Below are 15,306 nucleotides of genomic sequence, written 5' to 3' on the forward strand. Positions count from 1 at the left end.
GATGGCGCAGACCGGGCTCTGGATCCGCTGGTCGTGGCGCGATCTGCGGCGGCGCTGGCCCGTGGTGACCGCGATCGCGCTGGTCATCGCGCTCGGGACCGGCACGTACGCCGGGCTGATGAGCACCTCCGCCTGGCGCACGCAGTCCAACGACGAGAGCTTCGCGCTGCTGCACACCCACGACCTGCGCGTCGCGCTGCCCAGCGGCAGCACCACCGACGAGGGCCGGCTGCTGGCCGTCGTCGCCGGGCTCGAGCACGCGGGGGACGTCGAGGCCGCGCGGGAGCGGCTGGTGCTGCCGACCCAGGTCGCGGGCCCCGACGACCTCCTGGTGACCGGCGAGCTCGTCGGCACCGACACCCGGCCGGGCGCGCCGGTCGACGGCGTCCACGTGGCGGCCGGGCGGGCGCTCACCGCCGACGACGACGGCACCGGCGCGGTGGTGGCCGACGAGTCGTTCGCGGACAAGAACGCGCTGTCCGTCGGCACCCGGCTGACGGTCTCCGGCGGCGCGACCCTCGACGTCGTGGGCCTGGGCCAGTCACCCGAGTACTTCCTCGTGACCGGCGGCGAGGGCGGCGTGCCGTTCCTCACCCAGAAGGGGTACGGCGTGCTGTTCACCTCGCTGCACACCGTGCAGCGAGCCGCCGGCGCGCCCGGTCGGGTCAACGACCTGGTGCTCACCCTGCGCCCGGGAGCGGACCGGGACGCGGTCGCCGCGGAGCTCACGCGCGCGCTGGAGGCCTCCGACCCGCCGCTCGCGGGCGACGTGACCACCCGCGAGGAGATCGACGCCTACCGCGTGCTGTACGACGACATCGACGGCGACGAGCAGCTGTGGCGGATCGTCGCGCTCCTCGTCCTCCTGGGTGCGGCGTTCGCCTCCCTCAACCTCACCACCCGCGTCGTGGAGGCCCAGCGCCGCGAGATCGGCATCGGCATGGCGCTCGGCGTACCGGCGCGCCGGCTGGCCCGGCGGCCGCTGCTGTTCGGCGCCCAGATCGCGCTGCTCGGCGTGGTGCTCGGGCTGCTCGTGGGGTGGGCGGTGTCCATCCCGTTGCGCGCGGTGTTCGTCGACATGGTGCCGCTGCCGATCTGGCGCACGCCGCTCCAGGTCGACGTGTTCGCCCAGGCGGCGCTGCTGGGCCTGCTGATGCCGTTCGTCGCCATCGCGTGGCCGGTCTGGCGGGCGCTGCGGGTCCAGCCGGTCGAGGCCATCCGGGTCGGCCACCTCGCCGCCCGGGGCAGCGGCCTCGCGCCGCTGCTGCGCCGCCTGCGCCTGCCCGGACCCGGCTACCACCAGATCCCGCTGCGCAACGTGCTGCGCACCCCGCGTCGTACGGCGCTCACCGCGCTCGGCATCGCGTCGGCGATCACCACGCTCGTGACCACGCTCGGCATCCTCGACACGTTCAACGCCACGCTCGACCGCGCCGAGACCGAGATGCTGCACGCCGCGCCACACCGGGTGAGCGTCGCGCTCGACACCTTCCAGCCGCTCGACGGCGACGTCGTGGGTGCGGTCGAGGGGCTGCCCGAGGTCGGCGCCGCCGAGGCCGGCCTGCGGGTGACCGCGGTCGTCGAGGGCGGGCAGGAGGACGTCGACCTGCTCGTCGACGTGCTGCCGACCGACGCCGCCTGGCAGCCCACGCTGGTGTCGGGTCAGTACGCCGGCGGCCTGGTGCTGGCCGAGGAGGCGGCCGCCGACCTCGGCGTCGGTGTCGGCGACACCGTCACCGTCGAGCACCCGCAGGCCACGGCCACCGGCCTGCGCACCGTCCGGACGCCGATGACGGTGGCCGGGCTGCACCCCAACCCGATGCGGGTCTTCGCCTACCTCGACCCGGCGACGGCCGAGGCGTTCGGGCTCGCCGGGACCGCGAACGTCATGAGCATCACCCCGGCCGAGGGCCATGCGCCCGACGACGTGCGCCGGGCGCTGCTCGGCGTACCGCACGTGGCGTCCGCCGAGACGCCGCAGTCCTCGATCGAGGGGATGCGCGCGACCCTGGACGAGTTCGTCGGGATCTTGAACGTCGCCGCGCTGATCACCCTGCTGCTGGCGCTGCTGATCGCGTTCAACACCACGAGCATCGCCGTCGACGAGCGCTCGCGCGAGCACGCCACCATGCTGGCCTACGGGCTGCCCGTGCGCACCGTGCTCGGTCTGACCGCGGTCGAGACGGTCGTCGTCGGCGCCCTCGGCACGCTCACCGGGATCGGCGGCGGCTACCTCGTGCTGCGCTGGATGGCGGCGACCACGATCTCCGAGGTGCTGCCCGAGATCGGGGTCACCGCCACGCTCTCGCCCACGACCCTGGTCGGTGCGCTCGGGCTCGGCGTGCTCACGGTCGCGCTCGCGCCGCTGTTCACGCTGCGCCGGCTGCTGCGCACCGACATCCCGTCCGCGCTGCGCGTCATGGAATGAGGCCGATCAGGGGAGATCGGGCATGCGCCCGAAGCGGCGTACCTCGTGCGGCCAGCCGCAGCCCTCGGCGATCCTGCCCGCCCACACCTTCGCCGCCTCGTCGTCGGGCACGTCCACGATCGCGAACCCGCCCAGCCACTCCTTGGACTCGGTGTAGGGACCGTCGGTGATCAACGTCTCCCCGGTGGTGGGGTCGACGGCGTAGACCGGACCGTCCTCCTCGAGCCCGCCGGCGAAGACGAATACCCCGGCGGCCTTCATCTCCTCGACGACGGCCATGGCCGGTGCGGAGCGGCTCCGGAACCACTCCTCGGAGTGGTCGCCGACCCACTGCTGGTTGAAGTAGAGGAGGTACTCGGCCATGGCTGCTCCCTGTGCTCGTGCGGACCGGTCGTCCGCTCCTGCCTACGCTACGAACGGCGGGGCGCCGGTGCGACAGGTCGCGGGGGAGTCTGGATGATGAAGCCCGTGAGCGCGGACCCGATCAGGCACGGGGACTCGGTCTACTCGACCAGGACGGCCGAGGAGACCAGTTGGCCAGCCCCGCCCGGCAGCAGTTCACCTGGGTGAGCCTGCGCCGCCGCTGACGTTTGCCGTGCTGGCCACATTCGCTACGGTCGGGAGCGTGCAGTCCGAGCGCCTGGATCTCGCGGAACGGATGGGTCTGGCGGCCCGGGACCTCCAGGACGGGACGGATCCGCAGGCCACCATGGAGACGGCCGTCCGGCTGGCCGTGCTGAACGTCCGCGGCTGCGACGCCGCGACGATCTCGCTCGTCGAGGGCCAGGGGCGCATCGAGACGCCGGCGTACACCGATGACGACGCCCGCGGCGCCGACGTGCTGCAGTCCACCCTCGGGGAGGGCCCGTGCCTGGACGCCGCCTGGGAGGAGCGGGTCGTGCACTCCGCCGACCTGGCCGCGGACCCGCGGTGGCCGGTGTGGGGTGCCCGGGTCGCGGCGGACCACGGGGTCCGCAGCGTCTTGAGCGTCCAGCTGTTCACCCACGCGGACCGGTTGGGCGCGCTGAACCTCTACGCGCGGACGACCGCCGCGTTCGACGCCGAGGATCGCGACGACGGCCTGGCGCTGGCGGCGCACGTCGCCGTCGCGGTCGCCGCCGCCCGGACCGCGGACCAGCTCGCGCGTGCCCTCGACTCCCGGACGCTGGTCGGTCAGGCCGTCGGGATCGTCATGGAGCGCTACCGTCTCGATCCGGGTGCGGCCTTCAGCGTGCTGGCCCGGGTCAGCTCCGAGACCAACACCAAGGTGCGCGACATCGCCGCGGAGCTGGTCGCGACCGGCCACCTCCACGGCACCGACCGGTCACCTGCCCCGGCGGCCGACTGAGCCGGCCGAGCCTCTCGCCGGTGCTCAGACGGTCTCGGGGAACTTCACGCCGGTGTTGGCGTGGCAGCGGTAGCCGTGGGGGTTCTTCGCGAGGTACTGCTGGTGGTAGTCCTCGGCGTAGTAGTACGTCGTCTCGCTCGCAGGCCGGATCTCCGTGGTGATCTGGCCGAGCCGGCGCCGCTCGAGCTCCGCGCCGTAGACGGCGGTCAGCTCGCGGGCGACCCGCTCCTGCTCGGAGGTCGTGTAGTAGATCGCGGAGCGGTACTGGGTGCCGATGTCGTTGCCCTGGCGGAAGCCCTGCGTGGGGTCGTGCACCTCGAAGAACCTCTTCACCAGGTCGGCGTAGGACACCTTCGACGGGTCGAAGACCACGCGCACCGCCTCGGTGTGGTTGGTCGCGCCCGAGCAGACCTCCTCGTACGACGGGTTGGGGGTCGTGCCGCCGGCGTACCCGACCGAGGTCGACCAGACGCCGGGGACCTGCCAGAAGATCTCCTCGGCGCCCCAGAAGCAGCCCAGCCCGAAGACCGCGACCTCGTGGCCGTCGGGGATGCCGCCGGTCTCGGGGTCGGTCACGACGGGCGCGTCCAGGACGCGGTGCCGCTCGGCGATCGCGAACGTGCGCTCGCTGCGCCCCGGGAGCGTCTGCTCGGGGGCGACCAGCTGGGCCTTGCGGGTGGGGAACACGGGCACTCCTTGCCTCGGAGGGGACGTTGCACAGTCTCCAACACCGGTGGTGAGGAGGACGTTCCCGGTCACACGAGCCACTCAGGCACCACCTGGCAGCCGAAACCCGCACGACACGCCGTGGCGCCTCGGCGTGTCGTGCGGGTTTCACCGGCCGACCGGTGAAACCCGCAGCCCCGCTAGCCTCGGGGGATGAGCACTCAGCAGCACCGCCACAAGGCAGGCTTCGAGACGCGTGCGATCCACGCGGGCTACGAACCCGACCCGGCGACCGGAGCGGTGATCCCGCCGATCTACGCCACCAGCACCTTCAAGCAGGACGGCGTGGGCGGCCTGCGCGGCGGCTACGAGTACAGCCGCTCGGCCAACCCGACCCGCACCGCCCTCGAGGGCAACATCGCGGCGCTGGAGGAGGGGGAGCGCGGGTTCGCGTTCGCCTCGGGCCTGGCGGCCGAGGACACCCTGGTGCGTGCGCTGTGCCGGCCCGGCGACCACGTGGTGATCCCCGACGACGCGTACGGCGGGACGTTCCGGCTCTTCGACAAGGTCGAGCGGGTCTGGGGGCTGGCGCACAGCCCGGCGCCGGTGTCCGACCCCGAGGCGGTCGCCGCGGCGATCCGGCCCGGCGAGACGAAGCTCGTGTGGGTCGAGACGCCCACCAACCCGCTGCTGAACATCGGCGACATCGAGGCGCTCGCCGCCGTCGCCCACGACGCGGGCGCGCTGCTCGTCGTCGACAACACCTTCGCCTCGCCGTACCTCCAGCAGCCGCTGACCCTGGGTGCCGACGTCGTCGTGCACTCGACCACGAAGTACTGTGGCGGCCACTCCGACGTGGTCGGCGGCGCGCTGGTGGTGCGGGACCTCGACCTGGCCGAGCAGGTCGCCTTCCACCAGAACTCCATGGGCGCGGTCGCGGGCCCGTTCGACTCCTGGCTGACCCTGCGCGGGCTGAAGACGCTCGCGCTGCGCATGGACCGGCACTGCGACAACGCCGAGCGGGTCGTCGACTTCCTGACCAGCCACCCGAAGGTCGGCGACGTGATCTACCCCGGCCTCGAGACCCACCCCGGCCACGAGGTCGCCCAGCGCCAGATGCGGCGCTTCGGCGGGATGGTGTCGTTCCGGGTCACCGGCGGGGAGCAGCACGCCCTCCAGGTCTGCGAGCGCACCGAGATCTTCACGCTCGGTGAGTCCCTCGGCGGCGTCGAGTCGCTGATCGAGCACCCGGGCCGGATGACCCACGCGAGCGTCGCCGGCACCGACCTCGAGGTCCCCGCCGACCTGGTGCGGATCAGCGTCGGCATCGAGACCGCCGACGACCTCGTCGCCGACCTCGAGCGCGCACTTGCCTGAGGTCACGGTCTGCGTGGACTTCGGGTCCACGTTCACGAAGGCGACCCTGGTCGACCTCGACGCCGCACGGATCGTCGCGTCCGCCTCGCACGCCACCACGCTGCCCCGACCCGACGGCACGGGCGACGTCCTCGACGGGTACGACGCATGCCTCGACCAGCTCGCCGGCCTGGACCCCCGGGCGGCCGACGCCGAGGTGCTGGCCTGCTCGAGCGCCGGGGGCGGCCTGCGCATCGCCGTGGTCGGCAACGAGGAGCTGGTCACCGCCGAGGCCGGTCGCCGGGTCGCGCTGTCCAGCGGCGGCAAGGTCGTCGCGGTGGTGGCCGCGGGCTCCGGTGGCGACCTGACCGCCCTCCACGACCCCGACGTGGTGCTGCTGACCGGCGGCACCGACGGCGGCAACAGCCAGGTCCTGCTCGAGGCCGCACGCGGCCTGGTCGTCGGCGGCTGGACGGGGCCGGTGGTCGTGGCCGGCAACGTCGAGGCGCAGCCCGAGGTGGCCGCGATCCTCGGCGACGTGCCCCACGTGCTGGCCGACAACGTCGTGCCCCGGATCGGCGAGCTCGCCCCCGACTCCGCTCGGGCGGCGGTGCGGGAGATGTTCCTCGCGCACGTCATCGGCGGCAAGCACCTGAGCAGCCGCGGGGCGTTCGCGGACATGGTGCGCGGCGCCACCCCCGACATCGTGCTCACCGGCGTGGAGGTGCTCGCCCGGGGTGCGGGCGACGTGGTCGTCGTCGACGTGGGCGGTGCGACCACCGACGTCCACTCGGTCGTCGAGCTCGACCCGGACACGATCGGCCGGGAGGTCGTCGCCACCACCCGGGTCACCCGGACCGTCGAGGGCGACCTCGGCATGCGCTGGTCGGCCCTCACCACGGTCGCCGACCAGCCGGAGCTGGAGGGCGCGGCCCGGCGGCGGCACGCCGATCCCGGGTTCCTGCCCTCCTCCGACGTCGAGCGCGACGAGGACGAGGCGATCGCCCGCGCCGCCGTCGGGCAGGCGCTGCGCCGGCACGCCGGCCGCTCGCGCGTCGTGGTCAGCCCCGAGGGCCGGGTCGTCGAGCGCACCGGCAAGGACCTGCGCCGCGTCGGGCTCCTCGTGGGCTCCGGCGGCGTGCTGCGGCACGGCCGCCCCGGGGTCGTCGACCGGGTGCTCGCCGGGAGCACCGGCGAGGTCGACGGCGGCTGGCAGCTGCCGCGGGGGCCCCGGGTGGTCGTCGACACCGACTACGTGCTGGCCGCGGTCGGGCTGCTCGCGGCCGAGCACCCCGACCCGGCGTACCGCCTGGCGATGACACTCGCGGACCCGGTCGTGTACCCGGGGGCGGGCCGCGGTGCTGGATAGCCTGTCGCCGTGAGCAACGACGCTGACGGCCCCGCGGTGCCCGACGAGCCCGCGGCGCGCCCGCAGGGCCGGCGGCGACTGCCCACGATCAACCTGCGTCCGCGGCCGGCGGAGGACAGCGCCGAGGGCATCGCCACCCGGCTCGCGCACCAGTGGGCGACGCTGCGCGACGAGCGCCGCGCCCAGCCCGGGCCGATCCCGACCGGCCCGTCGAACTTCAGCCGCGCGCAGGTGCCGTGGGGGATCGACCTCGCGGCGGCGTGGGCCTGGCGGTTCCTGGTCATCGCGGCCGCGGCGTACGTGCTGCTCTGGCTGGTCGCGTTCTTCGCGCTCGTCACGATCCCGCTGGCGATCGCGCTGCTGATCGCGGCACTCGCGGTGCCGGTCGTCGACGGGTTGGACCGGATCGGGCTGCCACGCGGACTCGCGGCACTGCTGGTCGTGCTGGCGGGCATCGGGTTCGTGGTCGCGCTGCTCACGTTCGCCGGCCAGCAGGTCGCCAACGGCGCGCAGGACCTCGCCGACCAGTCGGCCCAGGGCCTCGGGGAGATCAAGGACTGGCTGCGCGACGGGCCGCTGCACGCCAGCGACTCCCAGATCGACACCTACATCCAGCGGGCCCAGGACGGCCTCGAGAAGACCGGCGAGGGCTTCGACCTCGGCAGCGTCACCGAGGTCGGCACCGCGGTCGGCCACATCTTCGCGGCGTTCTTCATCGTGCTGTTCTCGACGTACTTCTTCCTCGCCGACGGCCAGCGGATCTGGGCCTGGCTCGTGCGGCTCGCGCCGCGGGCGGCCCGGCAGCACGTCGACAGCTCCGGGCGGGTCGCGTGGATCTCGCTGACCCAGTTCGTGCGCGCCACCGTCATCGTTGCCGCGGTCGACGCCCTGGGGATCATGGTCGTCGCCGGCATCTTGCAGGTGCCGTTCGTGCTTGCGATCGGCGTGCTGGTCTTCCTCGGCGCGTTCGTGCCGATGGTCGGTGCGACCGTCGCCGGCACCGTGGCCGTGCTCGTGGCGCTGGTCGACCAGGGCCCGATCACCGCGCTGTTCATGCTCGGCGGGGTGGTGCTCGTCCAGCAGATCGAGGGCCACGTGCTGCAGCCGTTCCTCATGGGCCGCTGGGTCTCGCTGCACCCGCTGGGCGTGATCGTCGCGATCGGCTGCGGCGTGCTCGTGGCCGGCGTCGCCGGCGCCCTGGTCGCCGTACCGCTCGCGGCCGCGCTGAACGCCGTCGTCCAGCACCTGGCGGTGAGCACCGACGTCGGCGAGGACGACCCCGTCGAGGAGCTCGAGGAGGACTACGAGGAGATGGGGTCGACGGTGGACGTGCCCGACGAGTCCGATGAGCCGGAGGAGCGTGAGCAGGGTGAGTGAGGTGCCGAGCGTCGGTCTGGCCGACATCGAGGAGGCCCGCCGGGTGCTGGCCGGGGTGGCGATCCAGACCCCGATGGAGGAGTCCCGGTGGCTGTCGGCCATCGCGGGCGGGCCGGTGGTGCTCAAGTGCGAGAACCTCCAGCGCACCGGGTCGTTCAAGCCGCGCGGCGCCTACGTCCGGATCTCCCGGCTCACCCCCGAGGAGCGTGCCCACGGCGTCGTCGCGGCCTCGGCGGGCAACCACGCGCAGGGCGTCGCGCTGGCCGCGCAGCTGCTGGGCATCAAGGCCACCGTGTTCATGCCCGAGGGCGCGCCGATCCCCAAGGAGAAGGCGACGCGCGGGTACGGCGCCGAGGTGCTGTTCCACGGCCGCTATCTCGAGGACGCGCTGACCGAGGCCAAGGCGTTCGCCGAGCGCACCGGGGCGGTCTTGATCCATCCCTTCGACCACGCCGACATCGTGGCCGGCCAGGGCACGGCCGGCCTGGAGATCCTGGAGCAGGCGCCCGACCTCAAGACCGTGCTCGTGCCCACCGGGGGAGGCGGTCTCCTGGCGGGCGTCGCGATCGCGGTGAAGGCGCTGCGCCCCGACGTCCGGGTGATCGGGGTGCAGGCGGCCGGGGCCGCGGCGTACCCCACCTCGCTGGCCGAGGGGCACCCGGTCGCGCTGACGTCGATGAAGACGATGGCCGACGGCATCGCGGTCGGCCTGCCCGGGGAGGTGACGTTCGCGGCGGTGCGCGACCACGTCGACGAGATCGTCACCGTCTCCGAGACGTCGCTGTCCCGCTCGGTGCTCGCCGTGCTCGAGCGGGCGAAGATGCTCGTCGAGCCGGCCGGTGCCGCCGCGGTCGCCGCGGTCCTGGACCGGCCGCAGGCGTTCGAGACCCCCGCCGTCGTGGTGCTTTCGGGTGGCAACATCGACCCGCTGCTGCTCGGCAAGGTGATCCGGCACGGCATGGCCGCCGCCGGTCGCTACCTCTACCTGCGGGTGTGCATCCCGGACCTGCCGGGCGGGCTGGCCCAGCTGCTCACCGACGTCTCGGCGGTCGGCGCGAACGTCCTCGAGGTCGTCCACGAGCGCATCTCGCCGACGCTGAGCCTCGACGAGGTCGAGGTGCACCTCCAGCTCGAGACCCGCGGCGAGCCCCACACCGCCCAGCTGCTCGACCGGCTCCGGGAGCGCGGCTACCGCGTCTACGACTGAGGCCGAGTCGGCGCCAGTTTCCCCCGGATGTGCCGCGAGTCGGCGCCAGTTCCCCCGGATGTGCCGCGAGTCGGCGCCAGTTTCCCCGGATGTGCCGCGAGTCGGCGCCAGTTTCCCCCGGATGTGCCGCGAGTCGGCGCCAGTTTCCAGAACCTGGCGCCGACTCGGCGGGGACTCATGTCTCGCGACGGTGGATGGGTCTCGACACGCGGGTCGCGAGTTCGCTAGCTCACTCGCGCCGCTCGCTCGACCACCGTCGACGGCACCCCTCCTCGTTCCTCGGAGGGCGCCGTCAGCCCTCGAAGGGGACCGCGTCGACGATGACGACCTGGAGCTCCTTGCCGTTGGGCGCCTCGTAGGAGACGGTGTCGCCCTTCTGCTTGCCGTTGATGGCAGAGCCGAGCGGGGACTGCGGCGAGTACACGGTGAGGCCTTCGGGCTCGATCTCGCGCGCGCCGAGCAGGAACGTCTCGACCTCGTCGTCGTCATCGCCGACGAACTTGTAGGTGACCACCATGCCGGGCTCGACGACGCCGTCGTTCGGGGGCGTCTCGCCGACCTCGGCGCGCCGCAGGATGTCCTCGAGTTGGCGGATCCGGCCCTCGATCTTGCCCTGCTCCTCGCGGGCGGCGTGGTAGGCGCCGTTCTCCTTCAGGTCGCCCTCGTCCCGGGCGGAGCTGATGCGCGCGATGATCTCCTGGCGGACCGGGCCCTTGAGGTTGGCCAGCTCGGCCTGCAGCTTGTCGTAGGCGTCCTGGGTGAGCCAGACGGTGCCGGGCTGTGCTGCCTGTGTCATCGGGTACTCCTGCTTGCTTCGAGGTACGACGGAACTGCTCGTCCGTCGCGGTGTGCCGGTGTCCGCGTCCGGCCGTCCGGTGTGGGCGTGTGCGAGTACGCGCCGGGCCTCTCCCTGGACGGCCCCGCGGACAGTCAGAACTTCGATACTAACAACTGACCCCTGAGAGCGCAGGTCAACGCCTTCCGGGAGGGGCTCAGCGGGGGCGGTTCTGCCCCGGCGCGGTGCACCCGATCAACTCCACCGACGTGGCCCGGCGCTCGGTGCGCACGGTCTGCACCGTGCGGCCGCTGCCGGTGGGGGTGAAGGTGAGCTCCCCGACGATCGTGTGGTCCTCGGCGGTGGCTCGCAGCAGGCAGCGGGCCTCGACGTCGTCGCCCGAGAGGTCGACGCGCACGGTCACCTCGACCGAGTGCTCGTCGAGGACGTCGTAGCCGACCAGCGAGGACTCCACCTTCGGCGTGGACTGCGCCCACATGGTCCACCCCAGCCATCCCAGGAACGCCGCCGCCAGCGCCACGCTGGCGACCAGCAGCGCCCGGCGCCGCCAGGGCGCGGGGGCGCCGTACCGGTCGGCGAGGTCGGAGGGGGTCGTCACGCCCCGATCGTCCCATCCGGCGCCGCGCCTAGGATTGCCGGGTGACGCAGCCCGCCTCGACGTCGTCCGGCAAGCCCCGCGCCGGCCTCCGCCTCATGCACGTGCACGCCCACCCCGACGACGAGTCGTCCAAGGGGGCGGCGACGACGGCGAGGTACGTCGCCGAGGGGGTCGACGTCCACGTCGCCACCTGCACCGGCGGCGAGCGGGGGTCGATCCTCAACCCCAAGATGGACCGTCCCGACATCCTGGCCAACATCACCGAGATCCGCCGCCAGGAGATGGAGCGCGCCCGCGACATCCTCGGCATCCGGCAGGACTGGCTCGGTTTCGTCGACTCCGGCTGGCCCGAGGGTGACCCCAAGCCCCCGCTGCCGGAGGGCTGCTTCGCGCTGGTGCCGCTGGAGGAGGCGATCGTGCCGCTGGTGCGGCTGATCCGCGGGTTCCGGCCGCACGTGATGACGACGTACGACGAACGCGGCGGCTACCCGCACCCCGACCACGTGAAGTGCCACGAGATCAGCGTGGCGGCGTTCGAGGCCGCGGCCGACCCGGAGCGCTTCCCCGAGCTCGGCGAGCCGTGGCAGGTGCTGAAGCTCTACTACCACCACTCGTTCAACCGGCCGCGGATGACCGCGATCCACGAGGCGATGCTCGAGCACGGCCTGGAGTCGCCCTACGCCGAGCGGTTGAAGGAGTGGAAGCCCGAGCCGGAGTGGGACGCGCGGATCACCACGCGGGTGCCGTGCTCGGACTACTTCGGGGTGCGCGACCAGGCGCTGCTCGCGCACGCGACCCAGATCGATCCCGACGGCTTCTGGTTCGCCGTGCCGCACGAGATCCAGCAGAAGGTGTGGCCGACCGAGGACTACGAGCTCGTGGTCAGCCACGTGGACTCCCCGACGCCGGAGGACGACCTGTTCGCCGGCATCACGAACCCTCAGTGAGAGGATCGTCCCCATGCACGTGCTCACCCTCGCCCCCGACCTGCTGACCGCGGTGGTCTCGCTCGCCGACGAGGTGCCCGAGGACGACGACGTCAAGGCCGGCTGGCTGGCCTTCGGCATCTTCATCGCCCTGATCGTGGCGGTGGCGCTCCTGGGCTTCAGCCTGGTCAAGCAGCTGCGCAAGGCGAAGGCCGCCCAGGAGGCCGGCGTCTACGGCCCCGTGGACGACGACGACGCGTCAGCGCAGCGGCCGGCCGACCACCAGGCCTGAGCCGGCGCCGGGTCCGCTCCCAGCTCCTGTAACGCCCGTTTACCCTGCCTGCCGACCCTGTTGCAGCAGGGTGGGTAGGCAGGGTAAACGGGCGTTACAGTGGGGGAGCCGGGGCCGGCCAGCGGCCCTCAGCGCCGCACCAGCCGCACCAGGCAGTCCCAGGCCGTGCGCACCGGCTCCTCGCCGTGGCCGTCGCCGACCGTGCGCGGCTCGCGCCCGGCGCGGACCACGTCGAAGGCCTGGTCGGCGAGGTCGGCGAGCACGTCCTCGGCGCTCATCAGGACGGCCGGGTCCTGCGGACCGCCGGTGCCCTCGGTGAGGTTCGTGGTGTCGTGGGCGACGAGGAAGAACGTCCCACCGGGGACGAGCGCGGCGAACGCCGCGCGGACGGCCGCTCGCCGCTGCGTCTCGGGCAGCTGCAGGTAGGCCAGCACGACGAGGTCGTACGCCGAGGTCTCGGCCCAAGTCGTGGCGTCGGCGCACACCCAGCGGACCGCGGTGTCGCCGGCGACCTGGCGGCCCTTGTCGAGCGCCACCTGGGAGAAGTCGGCGGCGGTGACGTCCCACCCGCGCTGCGCCAGCCAGATCGCGTTGCGGCCCTCGCCGGCGGCCAGGTCGAGGGCACGCCCCGGCGGCAGCTCGGCGAGGTGGGTCGCGACGAACTCGTTGGGGGCCGCTGACCACACCAGCTCGGCGGCGGCGTACCTCTCGTCCCAGTCCCGGGCGTCCATCCGGCGATTCAAGCACGCCGGTCGAGCTGGTCGCCCGACCGGTGGGCGGCGCCGACGAGGTTGTCGGCCGGGAGCTCGGCGGTCGGCAGCAGCAGGACCGGGCACGGTGCGTCGTGCAGCACCGCCCGGGTCACCGGACCGAGCCGGGAGCCGAGCGCCCGGTGCACCCCGTGCCGGCCGAGCACCATGAGCCGGGAGTCCTCGGCGGCGGCGAGCAGCGCCGGCAACGGCGGACCGTGGTGGATCTCGATGTCGACCTGCACGGCGTCGCGCACGGGCGACCCGCGCAGCACGTTCTCGATGTCCTCGTGCGCCCAGGCCTCCCACTCCCGGCCGACCCGCTGCAGCACCGCGTCGTCGTAGGGCCTCGGGAACGACCAGGTGTGCAGGACGCGCAGCGGGGCGTCGCGTTCGTGGGCGATGGCGACCGCGGCGCGGAGCAGCGCGGTGCTGTGCTCGGGTGCGTCGACCCCGACGGTGACCGGCCGGTCGCCGGCCGAGGCGACCTCGGTGGGCGGGACGCAGACCAGGGGCAGGTGGGCGCGGCGTACGGCGGCGCGGTCCATCGAGCGGGTCAGGCTGCGGATCAGGTGGAGCAGGTCGCGGCGCTGGAGCACGACGACCCACGCCTCGTGGCTCGCGTCGAGGACGCTCTCGACGGCCGGCCCGCGCACGAGGCCGCCGCTGACCTCGATGTCGGGACCCAGCACCTGCTCGGCGCGCTGGAGCGCCCGGCGGAGCACCTCGGTCGCGCCGGCCTGCGTCACCGGGGGCCCGGAGAGGGAGGGCCCGGGCTCGTAGGCGTGCACGAGCCGCACCGGGGTGCCGTGCAGCGCCGCCTCGGTGGCCGCGAAGCGCAGCGCGGGATCGAGGTCGCCGTTCGGGACGCTGACGACGATCGGGTGCGAGCTCACCATGCTGTGCCCTCCTCCGAGACGGGGCTGCCGCTGCTGCTTCGAGGGTGCGCCGCGACCCCCGCCCCGGGGCAGGGCCGGAGGTCCCGAGGAACGACGGGCCCTCCGATCCGGCTCAGCGCTGCCGCACCGCCAGCCAGAGCCCGATGCCGGAGAGCCCGACGACCACGAGCCCGACGACGAGCAGCACGGCGCCGAGCGTGTCGAGCACCGGCACCTCGGCGCCGACCGCCACGCTCGCCGACACCGGGGTGGTGCCCTCGCCGTTCATCACCACGAGCGTCCACTCGCCGTCCTCGGGCTCCCAGGTGATCGTCTGCGGACCCCGTCCGCTCGCGGAGCTCACCCAGAACGTCGCCTCGGTGGGCGCCACGGCCGGTGAGCCGCCGTCGACGAACCGCAGGGACGGCTCGCCGTCGTCGAGCGGGTCGATGATCGTCGAGGCCGCGACGTCGCGCAGGTAGCGGTCGACGTCCTCCGTGCGCGCCACCCCGAGGAAGACTCCGTTCGGCGTGGCCGGGTCGGCGGTCGCGGTCATCGTGCCGAGCAGTCGCGCGGGCAGGTCCAGGGTCGTCGAGCCGGTGCGGATCTCGGCGCTCTCGGAGCGTACGGCGTAGCCGGGCGACTGCCAGGTGTGGCGATCGCTCATCACGTAGCCGGCGTCGTTGCGCATCGTGGAGTCGGCCAGCCGCAGGGCGCCGCCGCCGACGGCCATGCCGATGCCGAGCAGCAGGAACAGCGCTGCGGCGACGGTCGCGACGATCCGGCCGGTCGTCCACGGTCGGCGTACCGGGTGCCGGGGCGCCACGTGGATGTCAGGTACCGGCGGGGGAGGGGACACGCTCATGCGTCCTCACGACCTTCGCGATCAGGTGGAACGAGACTCGACGGGGTCAGGCGGCACCGGCGCCCCGAGAGCCTGCCGCGCACCTCGCCGACCAGGGGCCGCTGCGACCCCCTCGGCGGTGCGCGGCGCGGTGCGCCAGTGCCGCCCGTTCCGGTCCACACCCGTCGCTCCGGTCAGCGAGGGGAGGAACCACCCCGACACCACGCCCAGCAGGCCACCGGCCACGCCCCCTGTCACGGCCCCGAGGACCAGGACCGACCAGACCGGCCAGGACGCGTCCGGCGATGTGGCGCCGAGGAAGATCACGACCATGGCCACCGGCCAGGCCGCCGTGTTCGCCGCGACCCACCGCCAGGGGTGGGGCACGGCACCGTGCAGTGCCGCCGCCTGGGCGAGGCCGAGCAGCGGACCCATCGCGAGTCCCAGGCCGGCCGCGCCGAGCAGGACCAGG

At 73.5% G+C, this 15,306-nt stretch carries 15 protein-coding genes and 1 pseudogene; 8 read left to right on the forward strand and 8 right to left on the reverse strand.

Annotated features, from left to right (window positions below):
• Position 1: 1 nt before the first annotated feature.
• Positions 2-2,428: an ABC transporter permease gene (locus tag VGD85_RS03755; protein WP_331062112.1), complete on the forward strand. Its 2,427-nt coding sequence runs from the start codon at positions 2-4 to the stop codon at positions 2,426-2,428.
• Positions 2,429-2,434: 6 nt separating this feature from the next.
• Here the strand turns inward: VGD85_RS03755 and VGD85_RS03760 are convergent, their stop codons facing one another.
• A complete protein-coding gene (locus tag VGD85_RS03760; RefSeq protein WP_331062113.1) occupies positions 2,435-2,791 on the reverse strand; it encodes a YciI family protein in 357 nt (118 codons plus the stop codon).
• A 262-nt stretch (positions 2,792-3,053) separates the two neighbouring features.
• On the opposite strand from VGD85_RS03760, the gene VGD85_RS03765 reads away from it, so the two are divergent.
• The gene (locus VGD85_RS03765) at positions 3,054-3,776 is read left to right on the forward strand and encodes a GAF and ANTAR domain-containing protein (RefSeq protein WP_331062114.1); all 723 of its coding nucleotides are present in this window, start codon (positions 3,054-3,056) and stop codon (positions 3,774-3,776) included.
• 24 nt (positions 3,777-3,800) lie between these two features.
• Here VGD85_RS03765 and msrA read toward each other — a convergent pair whose 3' ends face one another.
• Positions 3,801-4,463, reverse strand: coding sequence for a peptide-methionine (S)-S-oxide reductase MsrA (gene msrA, locus VGD85_RS03770; protein WP_331062115.1), 663 nt, complete (start codon positions 4,461-4,463; stop codon positions 3,801-3,803).
• Between the two features lie 192 nt (positions 4,464-4,655).
• Between msrA and VGD85_RS03775 the strand changes: the two genes are divergently transcribed.
• The 4 genes from VGD85_RS03775 to ilvA are packed head-to-tail and all read left to right on the forward strand — an operon-like array spanning position 4,656 to position 9,751.
• Positions 4,656-5,819 (forward strand): cystathionine gamma-synthase, encoded by a 1,164-nt coding sequence (locus tag VGD85_RS03775; protein WP_331062116.1) that lies wholly within the window; start codon positions 4,656-4,658, stop codon positions 5,817-5,819.
• Positions 5,812-7,167 carry a glutamate mutase L gene (locus tag VGD85_RS03780; RefSeq protein ID WP_331062117.1) on the forward strand — a complete coding sequence of 452 codons (1,356 nt, stop codon included), beginning with the start codon at positions 5,812-5,814 and terminating at the stop codon, positions 7,165-7,167. The genes VGD85_RS03775 and VGD85_RS03780 overlap by 8 nt, the downstream gene beginning before the upstream one ends.
• A 9-nt stretch (positions 7,168-7,176) precedes the next feature.
• On the forward strand, positions 7,177-8,544 hold the full coding sequence (locus VGD85_RS03785; protein ID WP_331062118.1) for an AI-2E family transporter: 1,368 nt from the start codon (positions 7,177-7,179) through the stop codon (positions 8,542-8,544).
• Positions 8,513-9,751, forward strand: coding sequence for a threonine ammonia-lyase (gene ilvA, locus VGD85_RS03790; protein ID WP_414690752.1), 1,239 nt, complete (start codon positions 8,513-8,515; stop codon positions 9,749-9,751). The genes VGD85_RS03785 and ilvA overlap by 32 nt, the downstream gene beginning before the upstream one ends.
• Before the next feature lie 292 nt (positions 9,752-10,043).
• Here the strand turns inward: ilvA and greA are convergent, their stop codons facing one another.
• Both greA and VGD85_RS03800 read right to left on the reverse strand, forming a co-directional pair.
• Positions 10,044-10,547 carry a transcription elongation factor GreA gene (gene greA / locus VGD85_RS03795; RefSeq protein WP_331062120.1) on the reverse strand — a complete coding sequence of 168 codons (504 nt, stop codon included), beginning with the start codon at positions 10,545-10,547 and terminating at the stop codon, positions 10,044-10,046.
• 196 nt (positions 10,548-10,743) lie between these two features.
• Positions 10,744-11,145, reverse strand: a complete 402-nt coding sequence (locus tag VGD85_RS03800) for a DUF4307 domain-containing protein (RefSeq protein ID WP_331062121.1) — start codon at positions 11,143-11,145, stop codon at positions 10,744-10,746.
• A 95-nt stretch (positions 11,146-11,240) separates the two neighbouring features.
• Between VGD85_RS03800 and mca the strand changes: the two genes are divergently transcribed.
• The gene (gene mca, locus VGD85_RS03805) at positions 11,241-12,092 is read left to right on the forward strand and encodes a mycothiol conjugate amidase Mca (protein WP_331062126.1); all 852 of its coding nucleotides are present in this window, start codon (positions 11,241-11,243) and stop codon (positions 12,090-12,092) included.
• A 13-nt stretch (positions 12,093-12,105) separates the two neighbouring features.
• The gene (locus VGD85_RS03810) at positions 12,106-12,363 is read left to right on the forward strand and encodes a hypothetical protein (protein WP_331062122.1); all 258 of its coding nucleotides are present in this window, start codon (positions 12,106-12,108) and stop codon (positions 12,361-12,363) included.
• A 128-nt stretch (positions 12,364-12,491) separates the two neighbouring features.
• Here the strand turns inward: VGD85_RS03810 and VGD85_RS03815 are convergent, their stop codons facing one another.
• The 4 genes and pseudogenes from VGD85_RS03815 to VGD85_RS03830 all read right to left on the reverse strand — a co-directional run.
• Positions 12,492-13,094, reverse strand: a complete 603-nt coding sequence (locus VGD85_RS03815; protein WP_331062123.1) for a class I SAM-dependent methyltransferase — start codon at positions 13,092-13,094, stop codon at positions 12,492-12,494.
• Between the two features lie 8 nt (positions 13,095-13,102).
• The gene (locus tag VGD85_RS03820) at positions 13,103-14,011 is read right to left on the reverse strand and encodes a universal stress protein (protein ID WP_331062124.1); all 909 of its coding nucleotides are present in this window, start codon (positions 14,009-14,011) and stop codon (positions 13,103-13,105) included.
• A 112-nt stretch (positions 14,012-14,123) separates the two neighbouring features.
• Positions 14,124-14,849, reverse strand: a complete 726-nt coding sequence (locus VGD85_RS03825) for a hypothetical protein (RefSeq protein ID WP_331062125.1) — start codon at positions 14,847-14,849, stop codon at positions 14,124-14,126.
• A 27-nt stretch (positions 14,850-14,876) separates the two neighbouring features.
• Positions 14,877-15,306: pseudogene (locus VGD85_RS03830) on the reverse strand (hypothetical protein); the annotation flags it as partial.

The organism is Nocardioides sp. (assembly GCF_036401255.1).
Taxonomy (GTDB): Bacteria; Actinomycetota; Actinomycetes; order Propionibacteriales; family Nocardioidaceae; genus Nocardioides.